This window comes from Bdellovibrio sp., from assembly GCF_036384735.1.
Classification (GTDB): domain Bacteria; phylum Bdellovibrionota; class Bdellovibrionia; order Bdellovibrionales; family Bdellovibrionaceae; genus Bdellovibrio.
This window is the reverse complement of sequence record NZ_DASVLT010000013.1, coordinates 12,208-34,356: the sequence shown is the minus strand read 5'-3', so window position 1 is coordinate 34,356 and position 22,149 is coordinate 12,208. Positions and strand designations below refer to the sequence as shown.

The 22,149-nt window shown below is 45.1% G+C and carries 22 protein-coding genes; 18 read left to right on the top strand and 4 right to left on the bottom strand.

Going from position 1 to position 22,149, the window contains the following annotated elements; translation table 11 throughout:
• On the bottom strand, window positions 1–1,161 hold a 1,161-nt coding region (locus tag VF412_RS04665), incomplete at its 3' end, for a hypothetical protein (RefSeq protein ID WP_331338049.1).
• A gap of 408 nt (window positions 1,162–1,569) precedes the next feature.
• On the opposite strand from VF412_RS04665, the gene VF412_RS04660 reads away from it, so the two are divergent.
• Genes VF412_RS04660 through VF412_RS04640 form a run of 5 tightly spaced genes read left to right on the top strand, consistent with a single transcriptional unit; the run spans window position 1,570 to window position 6,142 of the window.
• A complete protein-coding gene (locus VF412_RS04660) occupies window positions 1,570–2,175 on the top strand; it encodes a tetratricopeptide repeat protein (protein ID WP_331338048.1) in 606 nt (201 codons plus the stop codon).
• Window positions 2,172–3,998, top strand: a complete 1,827-nt coding sequence (locus VF412_RS04655; RefSeq protein ID WP_331338047.1) for a hypothetical protein — start codon at window positions 2,172–2,174, stop codon at window positions 3,996–3,998. Before VF412_RS04660 ends, VF412_RS04655 begins: the two co-directional genes overlap by 4 nt.
• Window positions 3,988–4,560 (top strand): hypothetical protein, encoded by a 573-nt coding sequence (locus VF412_RS04650; RefSeq protein WP_331338046.1) that lies wholly within the window; start codon window positions 3,988–3,990, stop codon window positions 4,558–4,560. The genes VF412_RS04655 and VF412_RS04650 overlap by 11 nt, the downstream gene beginning before the upstream one ends.
• Window positions 4,561–4,583: 23 nt before the next feature.
• Complete coding sequence (locus VF412_RS04645) at window positions 4,584–5,372, top strand: motility protein A (RefSeq protein WP_331338045.1); 789 nt, start codon at window positions 4,584–4,586, stop codon at window positions 5,370–5,372.
• 2 nt (window positions 5,373–5,374) lie between these two features.
• Window positions 5,375–6,142, top strand: coding sequence for a flagellar motor protein MotB (locus VF412_RS04640; protein WP_331338044.1), 768 nt, complete (start codon window positions 5,375–5,377; stop codon window positions 6,140–6,142).
• A gap of 29 nt (window positions 6,143–6,171) precedes the next feature.
• Here the strand turns inward: VF412_RS04640 and VF412_RS04635 are convergent, their stop codons facing one another.
• The gene (locus VF412_RS04635; protein ID WP_331338043.1) at window positions 6,172–6,483 is read right to left on the bottom strand and encodes a hypothetical protein; all 312 of its coding nucleotides are present in this window, start codon (window positions 6,481–6,483) and stop codon (window positions 6,172–6,174) included.
• An 86-nt stretch (window positions 6,484–6,569) separates the two neighbouring features.
• Between VF412_RS04635 and VF412_RS04630 the strand changes: the two genes are divergently transcribed.
• The gene (locus tag VF412_RS04630) at window positions 6,570–7,442 is read left to right on the top strand and encodes a LysR family transcriptional regulator (RefSeq protein WP_331338042.1); all 873 of its coding nucleotides are present in this window, start codon (window positions 6,570–6,572) and stop codon (window positions 7,440–7,442) included.
• On the opposite strand, the gene speB is transcribed toward VF412_RS04630, so the two are convergent.
• Window positions 7,432–8,364: an agmatinase gene (speB, locus tag VF412_RS04625; RefSeq protein ID WP_331338041.1), complete on the bottom strand. Its 933-nt coding sequence runs from the start codon at window positions 8,362–8,364 to the stop codon at window positions 7,432–7,434. The genes VF412_RS04630 and speB overlap by 11 nt on opposite strands.
• Window positions 8,365–8,402: 38 nt before the next feature.
• Here speB and mutY point away from each other — a divergent pair, with 38 nt between their 5' ends.
• The 3 genes from mutY (at window position 8,403) to VF412_RS04610 (ending at window position 11,191) form a co-directional block, all read left to right on the top strand.
• Window positions 8,403–9,398, top strand: a complete 996-nt coding sequence (gene mutY, locus VF412_RS04620) for an A/G-specific adenine glycosylase (protein ID WP_331338040.1) — start codon at window positions 8,403–8,405, stop codon at window positions 9,396–9,398.
• Entirely contained in the window at window positions 9,395–10,558 is a 1,164-nt protein-coding gene (locus VF412_RS04615; protein WP_331338039.1) for a hypothetical protein, read from the top strand. The genes mutY and VF412_RS04615 overlap by 4 nt, the downstream gene beginning before the upstream one ends.
• 66 nt (window positions 10,559–10,624) lie before the next feature.
• A complete protein-coding gene (locus tag VF412_RS04610; protein WP_331338038.1) occupies window positions 10,625–11,191 on the top strand; it encodes a hypothetical protein in 567 nt (188 codons plus the stop codon).
• A 34-nt stretch (window positions 11,192–11,225) separates the two neighbouring features.
• On the opposite strand, the gene hemB is transcribed toward VF412_RS04610, so the two are convergent.
• Window positions 11,226–12,203 (bottom strand): porphobilinogen synthase, encoded by a 978-nt coding sequence (gene hemB / locus VF412_RS04605; protein WP_331338037.1) that lies wholly within the window; start codon window positions 12,201–12,203, stop codon window positions 11,226–11,228.
• 107 nt (window positions 12,204–12,310) lie between these two features.
• On the opposite strand from hemB, the gene VF412_RS04600 reads away from it, so the two are divergent.
• The 9 genes from VF412_RS04600 to hemH are packed head-to-tail and all read left to right on the top strand — an operon-like array spanning window position 12,311 to window position 22,077.
• Window positions 12,311–13,210: a hypothetical protein gene (locus VF412_RS04600; protein ID WP_331338036.1), complete on the top strand. Its 900-nt coding sequence runs from the start codon at window positions 12,311–12,313 to the stop codon at window positions 13,208–13,210.
• Window positions 13,201–14,709: a hydroxymethylbilane synthase gene (gene hemC / locus VF412_RS04595; protein ID WP_331338035.1), complete on the top strand. Its 1,509-nt coding sequence runs from the start codon at window positions 13,201–13,203 to the stop codon at window positions 14,707–14,709. Before VF412_RS04600 ends, hemC begins: the two co-directional genes overlap by 10 nt.
• Entirely contained in the window at window positions 14,697–15,977 is a 1,281-nt protein-coding gene (locus VF412_RS04590) for a glutamate-1-semialdehyde 2,1-aminomutase (RefSeq protein WP_331338034.1), read from the top strand. Before hemC ends, VF412_RS04590 begins: the two co-directional genes overlap by 13 nt.
• A 7-nt stretch (window positions 15,978–15,984) precedes the next feature.
• The gene (locus tag VF412_RS04585) at window positions 15,985–16,830 is read left to right on the top strand and encodes a HAMP domain-containing sensor histidine kinase (protein WP_331338033.1); all 846 of its coding nucleotides are present in this window, start codon (window positions 15,985–15,987) and stop codon (window positions 16,828–16,830) included.
• The gene (locus VF412_RS04580) at window positions 16,827–17,504 is read left to right on the top strand and encodes a response regulator transcription factor (RefSeq protein WP_331338032.1); all 678 of its coding nucleotides are present in this window, start codon (window positions 16,827–16,829) and stop codon (window positions 17,502–17,504) included. Before VF412_RS04585 ends, VF412_RS04580 begins: the two co-directional genes overlap by 4 nt.
• Window positions 17,501–18,520 (top strand): uroporphyrinogen decarboxylase family protein, encoded by a 1,020-nt coding sequence (locus tag VF412_RS04575; RefSeq protein ID WP_331338031.1) that lies wholly within the window; start codon window positions 17,501–17,503, stop codon window positions 18,518–18,520. The genes VF412_RS04580 and VF412_RS04575 overlap by 4 nt, the downstream gene beginning before the upstream one ends.
• Window positions 18,517–19,866 (top strand): oxygen-independent coproporphyrinogen III oxidase, encoded by a 1,350-nt coding sequence (gene hemN / locus VF412_RS04570; protein ID WP_331338030.1) that lies wholly within the window; start codon window positions 18,517–18,519, stop codon window positions 19,864–19,866. The genes VF412_RS04575 and hemN overlap by 4 nt, the downstream gene beginning before the upstream one ends.
• Window positions 19,863–21,074 carry a protoporphyrinogen/coproporphyrinogen oxidase gene (locus VF412_RS04565; RefSeq protein WP_331338029.1) on the top strand — a complete coding sequence of 404 codons (1,212 nt, stop codon included), beginning with the start codon at window positions 19,863–19,865 and terminating at the stop codon, window positions 21,072–21,074. Before hemN ends, VF412_RS04565 begins: the two co-directional genes overlap by 4 nt.
• Window positions 21,067–22,077, top strand: coding sequence for a ferrochelatase (hemH, locus tag VF412_RS04560; RefSeq protein ID WP_331338028.1), 1,011 nt, complete (start codon window positions 21,067–21,069; stop codon window positions 22,075–22,077). The genes VF412_RS04565 and hemH overlap by 8 nt, the downstream gene beginning before the upstream one ends.
• The last annotated feature ends 72 nt before the right edge of the window (window positions 22,078–22,149 follow it).

The following is a 22,149-nucleotide window of genomic DNA, read 5'->3' as shown; positions in this document are numbered from 1 at the left end:
GGTTACTAAAACTTGAAATGAATATCTTGTTCCCGCCATGGAATTCGCAGGTGACCACTTCAATACACCACTTGTCGAAATAGTTAAACCACTTGGCCCCGAAATCAGCGCATAGTTTACACCCAAATTAGGAGTAGAAGTTGCGTTATTGGGATCATAACAATAAGCCGTAAGATCTATCGAATTCATGCGATTGGCTTTGAGCGAAAGAGTGATTGGCTCCGCGCAAACCGGAGCGCGATTTGCTCGGGCGACCTCATAATGGATTGTGATGTTATTCCCCAGAGTCGTGCTATCAAATGTAGGCTTGAAATCGACCGACACTTGATCTTCATTCGTAAAAGTGTATGTCAAATCGCCGCCACCCAAAGTTTCAGTCGAGTTATCGGCACGAGTTAACAACCAAGAGGTAGGACGAATTGCCGTGGTCGATTGCTCGGGATGAATAAGTAAGACAGAAGTAGTCACCGTCTCCAGTTGTTTCGAGCTTTGCGCCCCATATCCCGGCGTCGAAAGAACTGGAGAACTATAGGCATAATAAAGCGACGGATTCCACGAGTAGGTAAGATTTAAACCAGGATTTTCCACATTCAAAATTGTTTGAATTTGTCCCAGCAAGTCCGAGCGACTCTGAATAAAACTAAGCACTTGGCTATTTGTTTTCGCACGACAGTTTGAGCAGATGAGTTCGACACTAGTAACAATACTACTGAACGAGTTCTGAGAAATCTTCAAAGATGGACTATTATAACCCCAACGTAGTAGCCAAGTCACAGCTGTTGTCACGTTGGTAATCGCCACATCCGGGCCAAGGAGCGGTGCTTCGAATAAAAAATCTCCACTGGGATGAGATGAATTATACGCTTTAACATTTAAATCCATAGTTTGCGCCACAGAAGGATCCGTGCGCGTACCGTAATCACCTTTAGTCAATGTTGATGGAATCTGCAAGACACCAGAGTTCGAGGTCAATTCTGTGACAAATGTTCCAAGCCCGCTGACATCCGTGCTTGCAACTTCGAAAACGCGCACTTTTGTGTCTGAAGAAAGATAGTATGTCGCACTGGAAAGAGTATTTTGTGAGCCTGAACTTGTCAGGTCACTTTCTCTACATCCAATAAGCGCGCATATACATATTAGGATCGCCAGAAACAAACGCATAATCTATCTTCTCGGCCATCCGGGCCATCGCTCAAAACATTTTGCTTCTATGTGCTCCACAAAAAAACACCGACAGTACTTTGATGATGATCTTTGAAAATCCATGATCAAGTCGGAAGACGAGAATCATGTTTTACAAAAACATTTCGCAGAGAACGAAAATATAAAGAAAAACATATAGACTAAACACAAACACGTTAATCCCCCGCAAACACAACTCTATGCCTGTTTTCCCTCTGAAAAAATAGTTTCCGCACCTCCGTGCACATAATGATTCACACAGGGTGATCCGCAAGCATCCATGGATTCTCGTGCGACAAAATGAGAATCTCTATTCCGGAAACAGTCCTTATGTCTGATTTAAGAAATCAAAATGAGACCGATAAAACAAGCGACTTGGAGGTTTCAGTGAAAGGGATTTTATTGGCGTTGTTGCTTAGCTTAAGCGCTTGCACATCAAAAATGATAGTGCAAAGCGAGCCGTCCAATGCGGCGGTTTATGTCTCCACTGCGGGAAAAGCCGATCGCGTAAAAATCGGCGAAACTCCTCTTGAACTAACTGAATCACAAATTAACGAAACCTTGAAACTGACATCTGAATCAGCTCAATGGGTCGAATTCACGTTAGAGAAAAAAGACTTTCAAGGAAAGACCGTCTTTCTTCCATCCAACAGATGGGGCGAGCTTTCTAAAATTGTGAAAATCAAGTTGAAACCTTCAGAGGACTCATCAACGACTGTTGATAAGCTTCTGAAGCATTTTTTCAACGCGAAGAAATTCGTAGAGACTCGTCAATACGAGGCCGCTCATCAGGAAATCGATCACGTTCTTGAAGTTGATAGCAAGATGACTCAAGCCCTGAATATGAAAGCAGGCATCTACTATCTTCAAGGAAACATCGACGAATCCCGCAAGCTATATAAAAAATCCCTGGATATCGATCCAGGATCTAACGACGCCATCAAGATGCTCGAAAAAATTCAAAAAGAACAAGGCGGAGGATCTGTCGAATGAAAAAGTTCATCTACTTGATCATCTCTCTATTTGCTGTGAGCGCGCTTGCGCAGAATCTCGCTTCTGACGTCATGAAAATGCGTAACACGATCGAGTCTGACGTGCGCAAAAACTTGGAAGACTTAATTTCCACCAAACTTGAAAGAAAGACTTTCAACGTGGCGGTTCGTGCACAGGTGGCACCGATTCAGCCTCCAAAGAAAGACAAGCACGAAAATAACGAGCGTATGCCTGAAGGTATGGACATCGGCTCCATTGACGTGCGCAATCTTGTCGACTCTTACGAAAAGAAAATTGAGGAAATGAAGATCCAAAAGGATCAGTCTAAAGACGGCAAGCAATATCAAATTTCGTCATTGGAAGTTTTCGTAGGCCTTGATGAAAGCTACACTGAAGAATACAGCAAAGAGTTACAAAAGTGGCTGCAAACACGTCTAACAAAAGACTACGGCCATGTTGCAAAAGCTAGCGTCGGCTCAATTATGGTTCAAGACAAGAAAATGCCAGAACCAAACGAGAGCGCCTTCTTAAAGAAGCTTCGCCCTTGGATGACGGTGATCGCTGCTTTGGCATTGGCATTGGCTCTTCTGGCTCTGGGAATGTTGTTGAAGGCCGGAATGAAAACAATTGCGACAGCAAACAAACCCATTTCGCTGGATCAAAAAGGACAGTTGGAAACAACCGCTTTGCCTGCTCCATCTGATGCGAATGCAGACGAAGAATTGCCGGGCTCAAGCCCAGTGGCCCGCATCGGCACTGAAGACGTAGACCAAATGATCAAGAAAATCGCTTTCGTATGCTTGGAGGTTGGCGCGAAAGTGAACGATCTTGTGAAGGTTTGGATTGATGCGAATGAAGATGGCTTCAAGAAAACAGCTCTTCTTGTGGATTGCCTTGTGTGCGCCCGTGAAAAAATCATGACTGAAACAGGCGCCCTGGCACCACTGCGCATCCCTATCGAGCAAGAAATGATCGCAAACTATGAAGAACACTTATCTGAAGCTTATAGAAGTGTTTCCGCAATGGACGAGTCAGAGAAACTAGAATGGATGAATGTCATTTACTGGGATTTGATCAGTGTTAGAACATTAGGCCTTCAATCTCTACGTCGCCCATTTGACTTCCTGTCACAGTCAGAGGCTTCTGAAGTGGTCGAAGTTCTACAAAGCCAAAACGAGGACACGAAGGCGTTAGCGTTGATGTATCTTCCAAAAGAAACACAATCTGATGTTTTAGGTCAAATGGATGAATTCAATCGTATGAACACCATTCGCTCGATGCTGATGAACTCGGAAGTCGACGCACGCAAACTGTGGGATCACGATACAAGTGTTAAAGTGGTTGTCGAGACCCAAAACTCGAAGGATCAGGTTCGCCTTGTGAATCTTTTCCCAAGAACTTTAGAAGCGATCCAATCATTGTCTCCACTGGATGAAATCGCAACATTGAGAAAAGTATGTCCATCGCTTCCAAATGACGGCAAAAACTTGAAGCACAACTATGTGACACTAGCTTTTGTTGATGAATGGAAGGCTGAATCATTGCGACGCCTCACTCAAGTTGCAACTGCGGATGAAGTTCTGCAATTGATGCGCACAGTTCCAACAGCGCAAAATCAATTGTTGCAGGAATGCCCTCCGATGATGCGCACGATTTTGGAAGATGATTTGAAGCTTTCTTCAATTACGGATCCGAATATCCAAAATCAGAAACTTAAGGGTTTGAGAAATAAATGGGCGAAACTTCTTCAATCAGAAAACATCGCCTTGTCCAGAATCTACATGGACAACAAGCAACACGACGAGGCTTCTCATGCTGCGTAAGCTGATCATGTTAAACATTCTTTGCGCAGCGCTGGCAACGCCAGCTTTGGCTGGATTTCGAGTGTCCGTAGGTGGTGGCTTAGGCCAAACACAGGCTAGCAATGAAATCACGGAGACAGAGGGACCTTTCACCTCGCTTGTGACCATGGACTATGTAATCACCTCGCGACAAATGGTGGGGTTAGAGCATTTGCGCTCGGTCTCTTTGAGCCCGATGAGCACATCCATGTCTTTCACTGGCATTTACTATAGCTACTATATGAATGCCATTCCAACACCTTACGTTTCTGTCGACAAAATCGATTCTGAAGAGATCGTCTTCCGTGACATTGGCTACTTCGTTGGAATGGGAATCGGTATGGCACAATCGAATAATCTTCCAGATGCTGACGGTAAGACGTCAAACTCTGCGGGATTTTATATCTCGCCAAGAGTCGGCGGTGATTTTCAGCTGACTCGAAGCTTGGGCGCACGTGGTGAACTTATCATCGCCAACACAATGATGGGAACGGGCACAATCATGTCCACATCATTAGTGGGATCTTTATTTTGGTGTTTTTAATTTAATTTATAAGGAGTACGGAAATGAATTTATCAGCATTATTAGGGATTCTACTGGCGTCTTCAGTGTTAATCGGTGCGATTATTACCTCCACTGATAAAGCAAAAGTCTTTCTGGATCCACACGCATTCGTCATCGTCATCGGTGGAACATTGGCAGCGAGTCTTTTGAGCTTCTCTGCAAAAAAGATGTTCTTACTTATGAAAGTGTTCTTCAAAAAAGTTCTTGGTAAAAACGAGGAAATCAGCGTTGCCATCTCTGAAATCGTCGATCTCGCCAAAGGCTATCGCGAAAACGAAAATTATCTTCGTGATAAGGCAACAACACTGAAAACACCGTTTTTAAAAGAAGCCGTCGACATGTTTGTGTCTGGCGCTGTAGATCCAGATGATATGGATCGCATTCTCTCTAAACGCGCTGTAAACATGCACCATCGCCATGAAGAAGACGCCGAAATCTTTAAAGCCTTATCAAAATTCCCACCGGCATTCGGTCTCTTGGGAGCGGTTATTGGAATGATTTCGATGATGCAGAACATGGGTGGCGCTGACGCGTTCTCGAAAGTAGGTCCGTCCCTTGCGGTAGCTCTTGTCGCAACGATGTACGGAATCGCAGTCGCAAACTTTGTGTTCCTTCCATTGGGCGAAAACTTGGCGAAAGCAAATCGTATGGATGGCATCATCCGCCAAATGGTGATTGATGGCTTCAAACTGATCAGACAGAAGAAACATCCACTGGTTGTGGAAGAAAGTATCAAATCTTACTTGTTACCAAGCGAAAGAACTGATGCTTCACCTCAGAAAGCGGCGTAATTATGGGTTTGCGAAGACGAAATCTGCAAGTCGCAGACAATCATTCCGATCCAAAGAAGACTCCTCCACACTTGCAAGTGGCTCACGATGACCATGATGAGATGCATGGTCCGGCACCTGTCATAAAAAAGGAAGAGGGCGAAGGACCCTGGCTTGTAAGTTACGCGGATATGATGACATTGTTGATGGGCTTCTTTGCTTTGATGGCGAGTATGTCAAAGCCAGATCAAAAACAAATGGAAATCGTAAAGCAATCCGCCGTGAAACAATTTGGCGGCCACTACGAGCAACCTTACAAGCAGCTTGAGCAAAACTTGAAGAAAGTCATCGCCAGCAATGGCCTTGATAAGCAAGTTCAAGTGGAAGCAAGTTATGATGGTGTGACAATGACTTTCACGGGCACTTTGTTCTTTGACTCAGGCGACTACAAAGTAAAGCCCGAAGCCGTCAGCATCGTGACAAAGCTTGCCAGTACTATTCAGAAAGAGGCCAAGAACTACGATATCAAAGTTGAAGGTCATACGGATGATGCACCAATCACTCATCCGATCATTTCATCAAACTGGGAGCTATCAGGAATTCGTGCGGCTCGTATCGCGCAGGTTTTTGAAACTCAAGGCTTTCAAAAGAAACAGCTCACTTTGATGGGTTGGGGTGAAACGAAGCCAGTTGCCCCTAATGAAAACCCGGATGGCTCTGCCAATGCAGAAAATCGCACGAAGAACCGTCGGGTGGTCATCAAAGTATATAAAGACAATCCAGCTTCATAAAAAAAGGATCCGCAAGGATCCTTTTCAATTTATTGAATGCAGTAAACGCAAGTCACACCGTTGTGAGTCCCGGCTGTGAAATTCGGCAAACAGCTTGTCGCATTGACATCACATTTGTCGCAAGACTCTGCATTTGCAGAAGCGCAGCCTTGAAAAGCTTGAATGCGCAGAGACGCAATATCAGTCGGAGCCGGATAGCAACCACCGGGATAGCCTGGAGATGGGTGAGGAGTTCCTCCTCCGCCGCCACATTCCCCTGGCAAACAACCGATTGCAGCTGCGGCAAACTGAGCCTGAGCCAAAACACCAACTAAAGCGAACATTGCAAAAAATAATTTCATAAGTACCTCCGATAAGCACAACCTACACAACCGATGCGTTTTTGCCTGTTGACTTTAATGCAGTTCCGAATTTACAAATCGTCAACATGACACGGTTTGAAATCCCCCCAGAAGACTGCCTAGTTGCCTTAGAGTTCCGTGATTCCGCGACCTTACGCGAAGTTGCCACGCGCCTTAGTTGCGATCCATCAGCTCTGGTCCGCAAGGTTCAACGTATTGCTAACGAGCATGGCTTATTGGAAAAAATAAAGGGTCGTTGGGTTTTAACAGCAAAAGGTCATTTGCTAAATCGCTGGACTGAAGACTCTTTGATGTCGCAGAAAAAACTTTTGGATTCAAAGCCGCAGATGCGCATCGGAACCACAATGTGGCTTTCTGAACAAGTCATCGTTCCTTACTACTCGCTCTTACACAAAACCACAGAGGATCATTATAATTGGGTGGTATTAACCCCGAGCAGAAGCTTTGAAACAGAGCTCGTCGAAGGCACCTGTGATTATATTATCACCTGTGGCGCCCCTGTTGATCCACTGATTGCTTATAAAAGAATTCTTCCTGAAGAATGGGTTTTAATTGCTCCAGAATCGTGGCAGAGGGATTTTAAAAAAACAGATGATGATGAAACTATTGAAAAACTGCTAGAGAAGCCCTTCGTTCGTCATTACGATATGAATCCTCAAGATTTTCTGAATCTTCCAGAACAAATTCAAAATATCTCGATCACTGTTGATAACATGATTGGTATCCGCTCAGCCGTTACAAAAGGTTATGGCTGGAGCGTAGTGCCTCGCCTTTCAGTTCTAAACGAGCTTGAAAATCAAGAAGTGATTGAGATCCCCTATGGGAAGTTGAAGAATTTAAAACAGAGTCATCTGTCGTTGTGGTGGCTCCGCTCACGCAAAGAGCCCCATCAACTGGTTGGCAAGATTCAGCAGTGGTTGCTCGAATCTATTTCTTAACGAATAAGTGAAGCATTTCGAACATCGCATCCATTCCAGCCAAAGCTGTAATGTCGCTTTGGTCGAACGGTGGCGAGATCTCAACAATGTCGCAACCTACTAGATTTGGAATCTCCAAGGCGCGGAAAATTCTTTGCACTTCGTAAGTTGTTAAACCACCCGGAACCGGAGTACCTGTTCCCGGAGCACAAGACGGGTCCAAATTATCGATGTCGTAGCTGATGTATGTCGGTGTATTATCGAACTTTGGAAGATCGTGAAGAAACTCGTTGATGTTTTTACTGCGAACTTCATCCACAGTGATCACACGAATGCCGTGCTTATTTACGAAATCGAGATCATCGCCACCCGCCAATGGACCGCGAATTCCAATCTGCACCATTTTCTTTGGATCCACCAATCCTTCTTCAACGGCATGACGAGCAAAAGCACCGTGATGGTATTCTTGCCCCCAAGCCGCCGGGTAAGTGTCCAAGTGCGCGTCGAAATGAACGAAGGCCAAAGGCTGTCCATATTTCTTTCTTAACGCACGCAAAACAGGAAGTGTCGTCGAATGATCTCCTCCCACAGAGACGAATTTCTTGTTGTGAGATAAAACTTCGCCAACAAATTTTTCAATGCGTTCGTAAGTTTGCTTGATATCAATAGGAACTGTTGGACAGTCACCGATATCTGCGACTTTTAATTTCTCGAAGAAATTTTCCATGCGAGTCATGTGGAAACCACGACCCAAAGAAGAAATTTCCCTAACTTTTGTTGGCGCAAAGCGTGCACCAGGACGGTAGGAAACTCCACCATCAAAAGGAATTCCGAAGATTCCCACGTCATAGTCTGCCCCTACTTCAACATAAGGCAGGCGGAAGAAAGTTTTGATTGCGGAAAATCGAGGAAACTCGCGTCCGCTCAGAGGTTTGTAATCCATATTGACTCCCCAAATATCTCGAGAATACATTAGCGCGAATGAGTTCAAAATACGACCATAATTCCGATCACAAAAACGATCATAAAAACTTAGTGCAGTGGTACAAAAAGAATCAACGTGCCCTGCCTTGGAGAATAAGCAAAGACCCTTATAGAATTTGGCTCTCCGAAGTGATGCTGCAGCAGACCACAGTTGTTGCGGTCATTCCGTATTTTGAAAAATTCCTAGAGAAATTTCCGACCGTAGAAGATCTTGCGAATGCTCCGGAATCAGAAGTTTTAGAGGCATGGGCAGGTCTAGGATACTATTCACGAGCTCGCAATCTTCACAAAGCCGCTAAGGCCTTGGCGACAAACGGCTTTCCCAAAACTGCGGCAGAACTTTTAGAGCTTCCTGGTTTTGGTCCTTACACCTCACGAGCTGTTTCAAGCATCGCTTTCGGCGAGAAAGTTGGCGTCTTAGACGGAAACGTCATTCGCGTGCTGTCACGCAAGTACGGACTCAAGCTAGAGTGGTGGAATAATAAAGCTCGCAACGAACTTCAAAAAATTTCTGATGATCTTGCAGCGTTTGGCCAATCGGATTCCCTGAATCAAGGTCTGATGGAGTTGGGCGCAACTGTCTGCACTCCACAAAAAGTCATGTGCATGCTCTGTCCTTGGTCTGCGGATTGTGTGGCTCGCGAAAAAAATCTTATTGAGAAACTTCCTCTGAAAAAGCCTCGCAAAGAAAGCGAAGTCTGGGTCTGGAAACCTGTTGTATCAATCAAAGACCGTAAGGTTGCATTGATTAAAAACGATTATGCTCCATTCTTAAAAGGCCAGATGATTTTTCCTGGAGAGATCGCCTTAGAACAAGACAAGCCTAAGGACTATGATGCTAAACACAACATCACTCACCACGATATTTTTATTCAAATCACTCAGAAAAAATCACTCGCAGGCCGAAACATACAGTGGGTAGAATTGAAAGAACTTAAGAAGGTCAATCCCTCTTCCCTATTACAAAAAGTTTTAGCCAAGGTAGATGTATGAAACGTGTTGTGAAGATCCTCGCTATGATGGGACTGCTGAGCAGTTGCTCCCATTTGAGCGTCACTAAGGATCTTCTCACACCTGATTATCTTCTTGCGAAGGGAACTGTGCAGGTGACTTTCCAAGGAGATAACGAACATCCCCGCTTTTCTCCGGACGGCACAAAGCTCGTTTACTCTAGCAGTGGCCGACAGAATCACAAAGGGTCACAAATTTACGAAATGGATCTGACTCGCAATAAAGAGCGTCGCGTGACGTACTCTGATGGCGATGCCTTTGATCCCGATTACGTGAGTGACTCTGAGATTATCTATGCTTCGACAACGGACGAGATCAAGGAAAGTCCATTCATCAATAAAAACTTTGATCGCAATTATCCGCCTTCGGATTTGTACATGAGTGATCGCTTTGGCAGCGAGATTTTACGTCTGACCCAACAACCTGGATTTGATGCGGAACCTGTTTTTGTCTCTCATCCGACGAAGCCGTTTATTTTATTCACTGCGAACCATGGCGATCTTCTCGGTATTGATCGCATGGATTTAAAGAATCTAGCCGTCTCACCTGTTTCTGCGACTGCGGATAAAGAACGCAGATTCCCTGCGATCACTCCGGATCACAAGCAGATCATTTACGTCGAAAAAGATAAAAAGACTCAAGAACAAAGCCTGGTTTTGTTCACGATCAGGAATAAGAAATCCGAAGTTTTGAAATCTGGCGAGGGCACCTATCGCGATTTGGCCTTTGCTCCGCGTACGCCGAATCGTCTTTTCTATAGCATCCTTCGCAAAGGCGAAAAGCAATACCAGCTTGAGACTTACGATCTTGAGGATAAGTGCACGCAAGTGGTGTTCAAAGGGGTTGACTCTTTGGCAGGCCCCGCCGTTTCTGATGACAGCCGCGAGCGCATTGCTTTCACTCGTAATTTCCAAGGTAAAAAACAAATCTACGTGGTGTATTTGCCAGATGATTTAGGTCCTTGTTTAGAAACAAAAAACTCAAGTCCGGCAATACCGGTCACGCCACCAACTCCCCCGGTGCAACCGAAAGAGCCCGCACCTCAGACGACACCTACGGTGACAGTTCCAAGCCCGCAAGCCTCTGTCAGCCCTGCGCTAAAAGCCGCTGAGCCGACATCAACTGCAACCTCTGCGAATTGAGATATAAATTTTTTCTGATAGATTCTCCTCTTGCATTCAGTTTCGGGGTCTTGCTAGCCTTAAAGAGTGAAGACTTTTGTTTTAACTCTTTTATTTCCAATGATCAGCTTCGCAGCGCCACATCCTGCGACGAGCACGTCGTCTTTGACGGCGCCGGAAAATGGGCTATATTTCTTGCACAAGGGTTTCACATTGAAGACCGATGGAAGCGATTGGGTTCCGGTTGCTGATTCTGAATCTTCAGTTTTGGATACAGTTCGTTTTGCAGCAAAAGGCTCTACGCCGCAAACAGGCTTCTTAAGCGTTCGCACGGACAAAGTCGCCAAGAGTGCTTCGCTTGAATTGTACACACGTAAGTGGATGCGCGATTATCCCAGCTATGGATTCGAAGTTCTTTCAACAAAACAATTTGCTTTGAACGGACAACCTGCTTTGATCGTAGACATGCTGTCTCGTTCGAAGGGAAAACAAATTCGTCAGGTTGTTTTAAAAAATGAAGACAAAGTGGCGATCATGACCTGCATGGACAATCGGGACTCTTTTTCGAAATCCGTCCAGCAATGCAACCAAATCATGAAGACATTCCATTGGAGCACGCCAGAAGAAACCGCGGCTCCGTCAGTAAAAAAATAACGCATCGTAGACCCAAAAAAACGACAGGCACCTTTTAGGTGTTGAGCCATTCTGCCATTGGGAGGGCGAAGTAGGTGAAGATCACGTCGGCGCCGGCGCGTCTCATGGAGTAGAGTGTCTCGACCATGGCGCGGGTTTCGTCGATGATTCCTGCTTTGGCGCCAGCTTTGATTAGGCCGTACTCGCCACTCACGTTGTAGGCAGCTACAGGCACGTTGCAATGTGCTTTCACTTTTGCGATCACATCCAGATAACTGAGGGCTGGCTTCACCATCACCATGTCGGCACCTTCGGCAACATCAAGATCGATCTCGCGAAGAGCTTCACGGGAATTTCTGAAATCCATTTGATAAGTTTTTTTATCTCCAAATTTCGGAGCAGAATCCAAAGCCTCGCGGAATGGACCGTAGAAACTGGAAGCGTATTTTACTGAATAAGACAGAATCCCCGTGTCTGTGAAACCTTCTGAATCCAACATTTCGCGGATCGCACCCACACGACCATCCATCATGTCACTTGGAGAGACCATGTCGGCTCCGGCTTTGGCATGCACCACACACATTTTTGCGAGGATTTCGACGGTTTCATCATTCACGATGATGCCATCACGCACAACCCCGTCATGCCCATCTGAAGAGTACGGATCAAGGGCCACATCTGTGATTAAAGTCACATCTGGGTACTTATCGCGAATCATCTTCAAGGTCGTAGGAAGCAATCCATTCGGGTTGAGGGACTCAGTCCCCGTAGAGTCCTTTTTTGACTCGGGCAAAGCTGGAAAAAGGTCGAAAGTTTTGACTCCCAATTGAGCAGCTTTTCCAATTTCTTCAAGGATCAAATCCGGACTTAAACGAAAAATGCCCGGCATTGAGGCAATTGCTTGCTTTTGCCCTTTCCCTTCGACTAGAAACAGGGGCAAAACCAGTTGAGAAACACGCAATTCTGTCTCGGCGATCATTTGGCGCAGGGCTTCAGAACGACGATTACGGCGGGGTCTTTGAGTGAGCTTCATAATTCCTCCAACCACCAGGTTGAATTTTGAGACCTTAGGGATGACCGGCAGCGGTTATGACATTTCAATGACACTTTGATGAAAGTTTAGTGATAAACCTGATGCCAATGGAAGATATACTTCTCGTTCACCGAAAATCCAATAGAAACTTTTCTGAGTCACTTCAGGATGCAGCGATCTGGACAACTTGTCTTCGCAAGATCATGTTCTGTCGTGAAGACGAGTTGAACAACTATTTGGATTGTCTTGAATCGGATGATCAAATTCTTCGCGGCGAAAAAGCTCTTAGTCATCTTCTTGAAATTTTGTGCGGCCTTCATTCACCTATCGTCGGCGAGACTGAAGTGTTCGGTCAATTCAGAGCCTTCGTTGATTCGCGCAAACAACTTAATGATACATTATTCTCCGACAGCCAGAAGTGGTTGAACTTCATCACAGCGGAAGTGAAGAAGACTCGTTCTGAACATCTTGTTGGTATCGGCTCGCAAAGCTACGGAAGCCTTTTGCGTCGTCACACCAAAGATCTTGAATCCGTCACTATTTGCGGTTCAGGCCAGCTTGCTCAAGAAATTCTTCCTTGGCTTGCTCATAAGAAATCCGTTCAGATCATCTGCAGAGAGCCAGCAAAGATGCAAGCCTTCGCAGAGAAATACGATAATCTAACAATTTCCACTTACAACGAAGCTTATGTTCATGGTGAAGCGATGGTGATCGCGGCCCCTGTTGGTGATGCACGTATTTTGGAACTGATGAGCAAACAAGACACTCGCCCCCTAGCGATTTTTGATTTGCGTGGTGAAGAGAACCAACTTCCTACTCTTGTAGAACAACAATTCCCTCGAGTTAAAGTCATGGCTCTTCAACAATTCTTCAGTGAAATCGAAGAAACAAAAAAAGATACGCAAACCAAATTGCAGGCCATTCGCGCGCACTTGCTCGAAAAGGCTTTGGCCTTCACACAAAGAACAGAACTTCGTCCTCTTGGTTGGGACGATATATGCGCCTGAGAATTTCCGCTCGCAAAAGTGATCTAGCCCGCCTCCAGGCTTATATGGTTGGCGACTCTTTAAAAGAAAAAATCCCGGGACTTGAAGTTGTCTATCGTTTCAAAGAATCTTTGGGCGATATCAACCTGACGGATCCTTTGTGGAAAATCCCTGAAAAGGGAGTTTTCACTGAAGATTTTTATGGCGAGTTGATTAACAACGAAACTGATATGGTTGTTCACTCGTGGAAAGACCTTCCAACAGAAATAAAAACGGACACTGCGATTGTTGCGACTTTGCCTCGGGCTGATCAACGTGACTTGTTGCTGGTCAAGAAGTCACACTTCGATAAATTGCGTACATCGAAAGCGATGCGCGTATTTAGTTCTTCACCTCGTCGTGAATACAATCTAACAAATTTCTTTAAGGCGAATCTTCCATTCGGCTTAGAGAGTGTGAAATTTGAAAGTGTTCGCGGAAATATCCCGACACGCATTCGCAAACTTCTTGAAGCTAACGAAATCGATGGTTTGATCGTTGCCAAAGCGGCACTTGATCGCTTGTTGATGGCTCCGCAGGAAGAATTCAAAGACGTGCAGGCATTGCTTCGAGGTTATTTGAAAGATCTTGAATGGGCGGCCTTGCCTTTGACTGTGAGTCCCAATGCGGCAGCTCAAGGGGCTTTAGCTGTCGAGATTCTTGCGACTCGTTCTGACCTAAAAGACTTGCTTGCGAAGATCGATCATCCTTCGACTTTCGCTTGTGCTCAGAAAGAAAGAAAAATTCTTGCGAGCTTTGGTGGTGGTTGCCATCAAAAAATCGGCGTCGCAGTTTTGGATCGCTCTTATGGTGAAATCACAGTTCTTAAAGGTCTGACTGACGGTGGAACTGTTCTTGATAAAAAGGAACTAGATCTTTCAACACCTGCACCCAAATTTTCTGCGGAACAAATGTGGACTGGTGAGGTTCATGCCGATCGCCAAGCACTCAATGACTGGAAATTGCCTGCGGGCACAAATGCTTTGTATGTCGCTCGCAGCGAAGCGTGGCCTGATTCTTTTGATTTTAATCAATTTGTGTGGACTGCGGGTTTAAAAACTTGGCGCAGTCTTGCCCAAAAAGGTATTTGGGTTCATGGCAGCTCGGAAGGTTTAGGAGAGCAGGAAGAAGCTCGCTTAGATATTCTTGCGGGTGTTCCGGTGAAGTGGGCGAAGTTGTCTCACGCTACAGGATTTGCTGAAAATGCAGCGACAATGCCTTTGGTTGCGACTTATACGCTAAATGCAAAAGACAATGACTCTGCGATCTCTGGCAAAGAAGCTTTCTTTTGGAACAGCGGCAGCCAATTCATCGCCCTCGCAGAGAAGCACCCAGAGATTCTTAAAAAGAATCATGCGTGCGGACCTGGCAACACTTTCAAAGTGATTCGCCAGTACTTAGAAGAAAAAAACATGTTTGATCCAACTCGCTTGAGAATTTTCTTGGATCAAGAAGACTGGAGACAACAATGCACAAAGTAACATCTGAAGAACTTTTCCAACGCGCTTTAAAAGTATCCCCGGGCGGAGTTCACTCCCCTGTTCGTTCTTTCAAAGGTTTGGATCGTGCTCCTGTTTTCTTTAAACAAGCAGAAGGTGCTTTCCTGACTTCTGTTGAAGACAAAAAGTACATCGACTTCTGCCAAAGCTTTGGGCCATTGATTTTAGGTCACCGCGATCCAGAGGTTGCTGAAGAAGTTCATCGCATGGTGGATACAGCTTGGACATTTGGTGCGACAGAGATTTACTCTTTGGAATTGGCAGAGTGGATCACTTCGACTTTGCCGTTCATGCAAAAACTTCGCTTCGTGTCTTCAGGCACGGAAGCAGTTATGTCAGCGTTACGTGTTGCTCGTGCAGCTACAGGTCGTAGCAAAATATTGAAGTTTGAAGGTTGCTATCACGGTCACGTTGATAACTTGCTTGTGAAAGCAGGCTCAGGCCTTGCGGGCGCTGCAGCTTCTTCTTCGGCAGGTATTTCTGCTGAGGTGGCGAATACGACTGTTGTCGCTCCACTTGATGACGAAGCAAAATTAGCTGAGGTGTTTGCAGCTCAAGGTAAAGATATCGCGGCTGTGATCATTGAACCACTTCCTGCAAACTATGGTCTTTTAATTCAACGCCAAGAATTCTTGCAAAAAGTTTCTGAGCTTTGCAAAAAGAATGGTTCACTGTTGATCTTTGACGAAGTGATCTCTGGCTTCCGTGTTGGCTTGGCCGGCATGGTTGAAAAAACAGGAATCACTCCGGATCTGGTGACTTACGGTAAAATCATTGGCGGTGGCTTCCCAGTGGGTTGCTACGGCGGCCGCGCAGAACTTATGAATATGGTTGCACCAAGCGGTGACGTTTACCAAGCCGGCACTTTGAGCGCGAATCCCATCGGTATGCGTGCGGGTCTTACGACTTTGAAGAAGATGCAACGCCTTGACGGTTGGAATGTTCTGGAAAAGCGCACTCAAAAGTTCGTCGAAACATTGCGTGCTGGTTTTACAAAAAAAGGTCTTCCTTTGAAAGTGGAATCGACAGCTTCTTTGTTCTGGATCCATGGCAATACATCTTCAACGATTAGAACAATCGAACAAATCCCGTCGAATCAAGGTGCCACGTTCAAAAAATTATTCCTTAAATCTTTGGACAAAGGTGTTTACTTGGCACCGAATGCTTACGAAGTTGGTTTCGTTTCTATGGCTCACACGGATGAATTGTTAGCGGAAGCTGCACACATCATCATCGACTCTGCGGAGTAATTGAAACATGAAGAAGATCATCCGTCCCAATGTGAAAACGATTTTGGCGATCCTCTGGTTCGCCTTTACGTTTTCCCTTGTGACGTGGTGGTGGGTTTTCTTCTTAGTTAAATTTCAAAGCCAATCCTCTCACAAAATGTTTGCCTGGGAAGGATCGATCCTTCTCGGTTTCATTTTGGTGGGCGGCATTTCTTTGATTCTTTTCAGCTACCGTGATCAAAAACGTCACCAACGCTTGAGATTCTTTTTTTCAACATTCAGTCATGACATCAAAACTTCTATCGCTCGTTTGCGCCTGCAGGCCGAAGTTTTAGAAGAAGATCTTCATGGAAACAACAATCCTGTGATGAAACGCTTGATCCAAGACATTCAACGCTTGGACTTGCAGCTTGAAAACTCTTTGTTGTTAGCGAATATCGAGGAAAGTCCGCTTCTTCGTGAGGACGTTTCTTTGAACGAGCTTCTTGGCAATCTTCGCAATGAATTCCCGGACCTTTCAATTGATCTTGAGCGTGAAGCCTATATCGTGGGTGATCGTCGTGCTTTGATGAGCGTATTCCGCAATCTTTTACAAAACTCGGTCCTGCATGGAAAAGCGACGACTGTGAGCTTCAAAGTTCGCGCCATCAGCGGCAATCGCCTTGAAATCATCGCACAAGACAACGGCCTTGGTTTTAAAGGCAGCCCGGGCAAATTGGGCTCGGAGATTTTGATCTCGACTGATTCCCGTGGCAACGGCATCGGTCTTTTGATAACGAAACGCCTTGTAGAAAAAATGAAAGGCGATATTCGCTTTGAATCACAAGAGAACGCAGGATTCAAATCCCTTCTTCACGTGGAGGGTCGTCTATGATGCGCAAAATTCTTTTAGTCGAAGATGATCTTTCCCTGGGAGAAACACTGACAGAACGTCTGCGTAAAGACTATGAAGTGTCATGGGCTAAAAACTTGGCCGATGCGTGGTCCGTATTTTCGCAAGCTAAAGATTTTGATTTGGTTCTTCTAGATGTAGGACTTCCCGATGGCAGCGGCTTTGAGTTGGCTGCGAAGATCAAACAAGTGTCCCCCGTTTTGTTTTTATTCCTGACTGCCCAAGCCGATGCGGAATCTCGCCTTCAAGGTTTTGAATTGGGCGCTGAGGAATACATTCCAAAGCCTTTCCATTTGAAAGAGCTTTTGATCCGCGTAAAACATGTTCTGGATGCTCATGCTCCAATGCGTGAAATCGTTCTGGAATCTTGTGTGATCAATTTCTCGAACATGTCTGTTAAAAGAAAATCAGGAAAGATCGAGTATCCTCCTGTGACAGACATGAAGATCTTGCAGTTATTAATCGATAAAGCCCCAAGAGTCCTAAGCCGTGATGAGATCATGGATGAGATTTGGGGCGTGGACAAAAATCCCAGTGGTCGCACCATCGACAATACCATCGTTCGCCTTCGCCAAATGCTGGGCGATGATGGGGAAAAGCATATTCGCTCGGTCCGTGGTGTTGGATATCAATGGGCGACGGAGGAAACACCATGAATTTACTTTTTCAAAACGCACTTCAAAGAAAAGCACAGAAAACTCCGCCGATTTGGTTTATGCGCCAAGCTGGTCGTTATCATCAGCACTATCAAGCATTGCGCGCGAAGCATTCCTTCATGGAACTTTGCAAACAGCCGGAACTTGCTGCTGAAGTGGCTCTAGGCCCTGTCGCGGAATTTGATTTCGACGTTTCTATTTTGTTCAGCGATATCTTGTTCCCGCTTGAAGCTTTGGGAATGGGACTTGATTACACGGATCACGGCCCGCAGTTGGCTTACCGTTTGACCCCTGAAACTATCGGTCAATTAGGTGATGTGAATGAAGCGATCAATTTCATGCACTTCCAAAAAGAAGCTGTAAAAGCAACGCGTGCGGTTTTACCAACGACGAAAAGTTTGATTGGTTTCATTGGTGGTCCTTGGACTTTGTTCGTTTATGCAGCAGAGGGCTCTCATGCGGGCTCTTTGATTCAATCTAAAAAATTGATTCACTTGTTCCCTCAATTCCTCGAGAAAATGTATCCATTATTAAAAGAGAACATCCGTCTTCAACTTGAAGGTGGTGCAGAGATCGTAAATATTTTCGATACGGCAGCTGGTGAAGTGTCACCCATGTTCTTCCAAGAATGGATTCAACCTGTGATTTCGAACTTGGCGAAGGAATACCCTGGCAAGATTGGTTATTACTCTAAAGGCACACAACCTGTGTTCTTTAATAAGGCGTTCACGGATCTTCCATGGGCTGGTCAAGGTTTCGATCACCGTTGCTTCATGCCTGATTGTTTTAAAATTCAAAACAAAGGCTTTGTTCAAGGAAACTTCGATCAAAGTTTACTATTCGCTGATGATGCGGATTTCAAGCGCGCCTTGCACAATTTCCTAGGTCCAATGAAAGACATGAGCATTGAGCAACGTGCGGGTTGGGTTTGTGGTCTTGGTCACGGTGTTCTTCCGAAAACTCCGGAAAAGAACGTGAAATTGTTCGTCGATACTGTTCGTGAGGTCCTGTCATGATGAAAGATTTGTTAGCAAAATACGATGTGCCAGCTCCGCGCTATACATCTTATCCCACTGTTCCGTACTGGGAAACAAACCCAACCACAGAACAATGGGTGAGCCACCTTAAAACAACTTTGAAAGAGGGCCAGGGCGGATACTCTTTGTATCTGCATATTCCTTACTGTGAATCCCTGTGCACGTTCTGCGGTTGCAACACGATCATCACGAAGGATCATAAAAAAGAATATCCTTACGTCGAAATGATTTTGAAAGAATGGCAGCTTTATCTAGAACAAGTACCAGAACTTCTTGAAAAGCCTTTGAAACACATCCATTTGGGTGGTGGTACGCCGACATTCTTGTCAGCGGAAGCGTTGACTCAACTTCTTCGTCCTATTTTGTCTCGTGTGAAAATTGACGCGAATGACTTTGAAGGTTCGATCGAAGTCGATCCTCGCCGTACAACAGCAGAGCAATTGAAAGCTTTGCGTGAACTTGGCTTCACTCGTGTCAGCATGGGAGTTCAAGATTTTAATCCGGAAGTGCAACGTCTGGTAAATCGTATTCAACCATTCGAAATCACCGAGCGCCTCACAAATGCTGCTCGTGAAATGGGTTATACCTCCGTAAACTTTGACTTGATCTATGGTTTAGCGAAGCAAACTGCGGAATCCATCCGTGATACTGCAGAAGCCACTGTAAAACTTCGTCCAGATCGTATCGCTTTGTACAGTTTCGCTTTGGTTCCTTGGATTAAACCTCAACAGCGTCTCTTCAAAGATGAAGATCTTCCTAAAGCTGCTGAAAAGCGTGAGCTTTATGAAATAGCACGCGGCATCTTATTGAAAGCCGGATACGTTGAAGTGGGTATGGATCACTTCGCATTGCCTACTGACAACCTGAGCATCGCTATGAAAGAAAAGCGTTTGCATCGAAATTTCATGGGCTACACAGATCAGCGCACGGATGTGTTGTTGGGTTTGGGCGTGTCCTCGATTTCTGAAACTCCGTACAGCTTTCATCAAAACGAAAAAGTACTTCCTTTGTATGAAGGCGCTTTGAATGAAGGTCGCTTGCCGACACTTCGCGGTCACATTTTGACCGAAGAAGATCGCGTTCGTCGCCAGCAAATTCTAAAACTAATGACTCAATATGAAGTCGAATTCACGGATGAGAATCAGGAAAAGCTTTCAGAAGATTTCCTTCACGAGATGATTAAAGATCACTTGGTTGAGATTCATGACCACAAGCTCGTAGTTAAGGAAGCTGGCCGTCCGTTCCTGCGTAATGCCTGTGTATTTTTCGACGAGCGTTTGAAAACCAAACAACCTCAGACAAAGATTTTTTCTCAATCTATATGAAAAAAGTTTCGATAGTCGGAGCAGGTTTCGCAGGACTGACAGTCGCCTTGAGGCTTGCACAAAAAGGTTTCCAAGTGGATTTGTACGAGAAATCTTCCCGCGTCGGTGGTCTATTGGGCACTGATCGCACGGAATTTGGCATTGCTGAAAAAGCCGCCAATGCTTTGATTCGTACAGAACGTGCCGAAAAGCTTTTTGCTGAACTGGGAGTTCCACAAAGTCTTCCACTGGCATCGTCTAAAAAACGCTTTATCTATCGCCATAAACCAAGAACCTGGCCTTTAACCATAGGAGAAACCTTATTCTTCATGGTGAAGCTGATTCCACGTTTTTTGATCAACAAGAAGTCCTTGGCACCTCAAGACAATGAAACTTTGGATTCTTGGGGGCGTCGCTATTTGGGTGGCTCCGCAACCGAATATCTTTTGGGGCCGGCAATGCAGGGTATTTACGGAAATGAAATTTCCGGACTTAGTTCTAAATTAATTCTATCTCCTTTATTCAAAGAGCATCGGGAAAAATACAAGGGTCTTTTGACGGGTCCCGGTGGCATGCAAGATTTAGTAAATCATTTAGAAGTACGCCTGAGTGAAATGGGTGTGCGTATTCATACGAACAGCCCTGTGAATATCAAGGATCTGCAAGGACCTGTGGTGATCGCGACTCCGGCGAATGCGGCAGCGGCATTGCTAAGTGAATCACAACCTGAACTCAGTAAAGCATTGTCACAGATTCAGATGAGTTCACTGATGAGCGTGACTTTATTCTTTAAAAAACCTCAAACAAAGTTCAAAGGTTTTGGCTGCCTGATTCCCCGGGGTTTTGATTTAAAAACACTGGGCATCTTGATGAACTCATACATCTTCCAAGGTCGCGATAAAGTTTATAACGAAACCTGGATCATGGGTGGCGTAAAAGAGTCATCGCTACTTGATCTTGAAGATACTGAAATTTTAAAATTGATCGCTGAAGAGCGTTTCAAAATCCTTGGTACCAAAGAAGGTCTTCTTGATTACCGCATCAATCGATGGAAGAACGCCTTGCCTTACTACGATTTGAATCTAGAAAAAGCTCAGGGTGAGATTCGGGCTTTCGCCACCTCCGATAAAATCTTCCTTCACGGAAACTATCTTTACGGTATCGGGCTTAGTAAAATTCTTGAACAAAGCGACATCTTGGCAGAAGAAATAGTGAGACTGCATGGCTAAAACTGGCGTAATTCTTTTTAACATTGGCACTCCCCGTTCTTATGAAGTGAATGACGTTAAGGAATATCTTCTTGAGTTCTTGATGGACAAAGACGTTATTAATTTGCCATTCATTGTGCGCTGGCCGTTGGTTCATGGATTGATTGTGCCCCGTCGTGCGCCCTTCTCCGCTGAAAATTACAAAAAGGTTTGGCTGAAAGAAGGTTCGCCTTTGTGGGTGTACTCAAAACACTTCGCGGAAAAACTGCAGAATGAATTGGGTAACGACTACGTTGTAAAAATGGGGATGCGTTATAGCGAGCCCACTATTGAACATGCCCTGGAAGATCTGATCGTAGAGCAAGTTGATTCTTTATTACTTGTGCCCATGTTCCCACAATATGCCGAAGCCACAACGGGATCTGTTCTAAAAGAGTTCGAGCGCGCAAAGAAACACCTGGGTGTGAATATTCCAAGTAGAGTTGTCCGTGATTTCTATGCCGAGGATAGCTTTATCAATCCTTCGGTCGAACTTCTGGAAGAGACATTAGATAATAAGAATATCGATCACTATCTTTTCTCGTTCCATGGCTTACCAGAAAGTCACATTCGCAAAAACGATGGATGCTTAAGATCCGAGGACTGCTGTTTTGAAAAATCGGCGTGTGATAAACCTTGTTACCGGGCGCAGTGCTTTGCGACCGCGACGAAAATCGCTGAAAGTTTGAGTCTTGCCTCGACTCAATGGAGTGTTTCGTTTCAATCACGTCTAGGTCGTGCGGAATGGCTCAAGCCTGCAACTGATCACACTCTTGAAGTTTTGGCGAAAACTGGAAAGAAAAACGTTGCGGTGATCTGCCCTTCCTTCGTCGCTGATTGCATCGAGACACTGGAAGAAATCGCAATCGGCGGAGCAGAAACTTTCCATCACGCCGGGGGGGAGAAATTCATTATGATCCCATGTGTGAATGCCGATGATCGTTGGGTTACGGGATTTTCAGCTTTCTTGAAGTCTCACACTTAACCCTAAGGGAAGGTCTAGTTTGCAACCAAATTACGGTGCAAAATGAGTTCGATTTCATCTCTTTTTGAATCA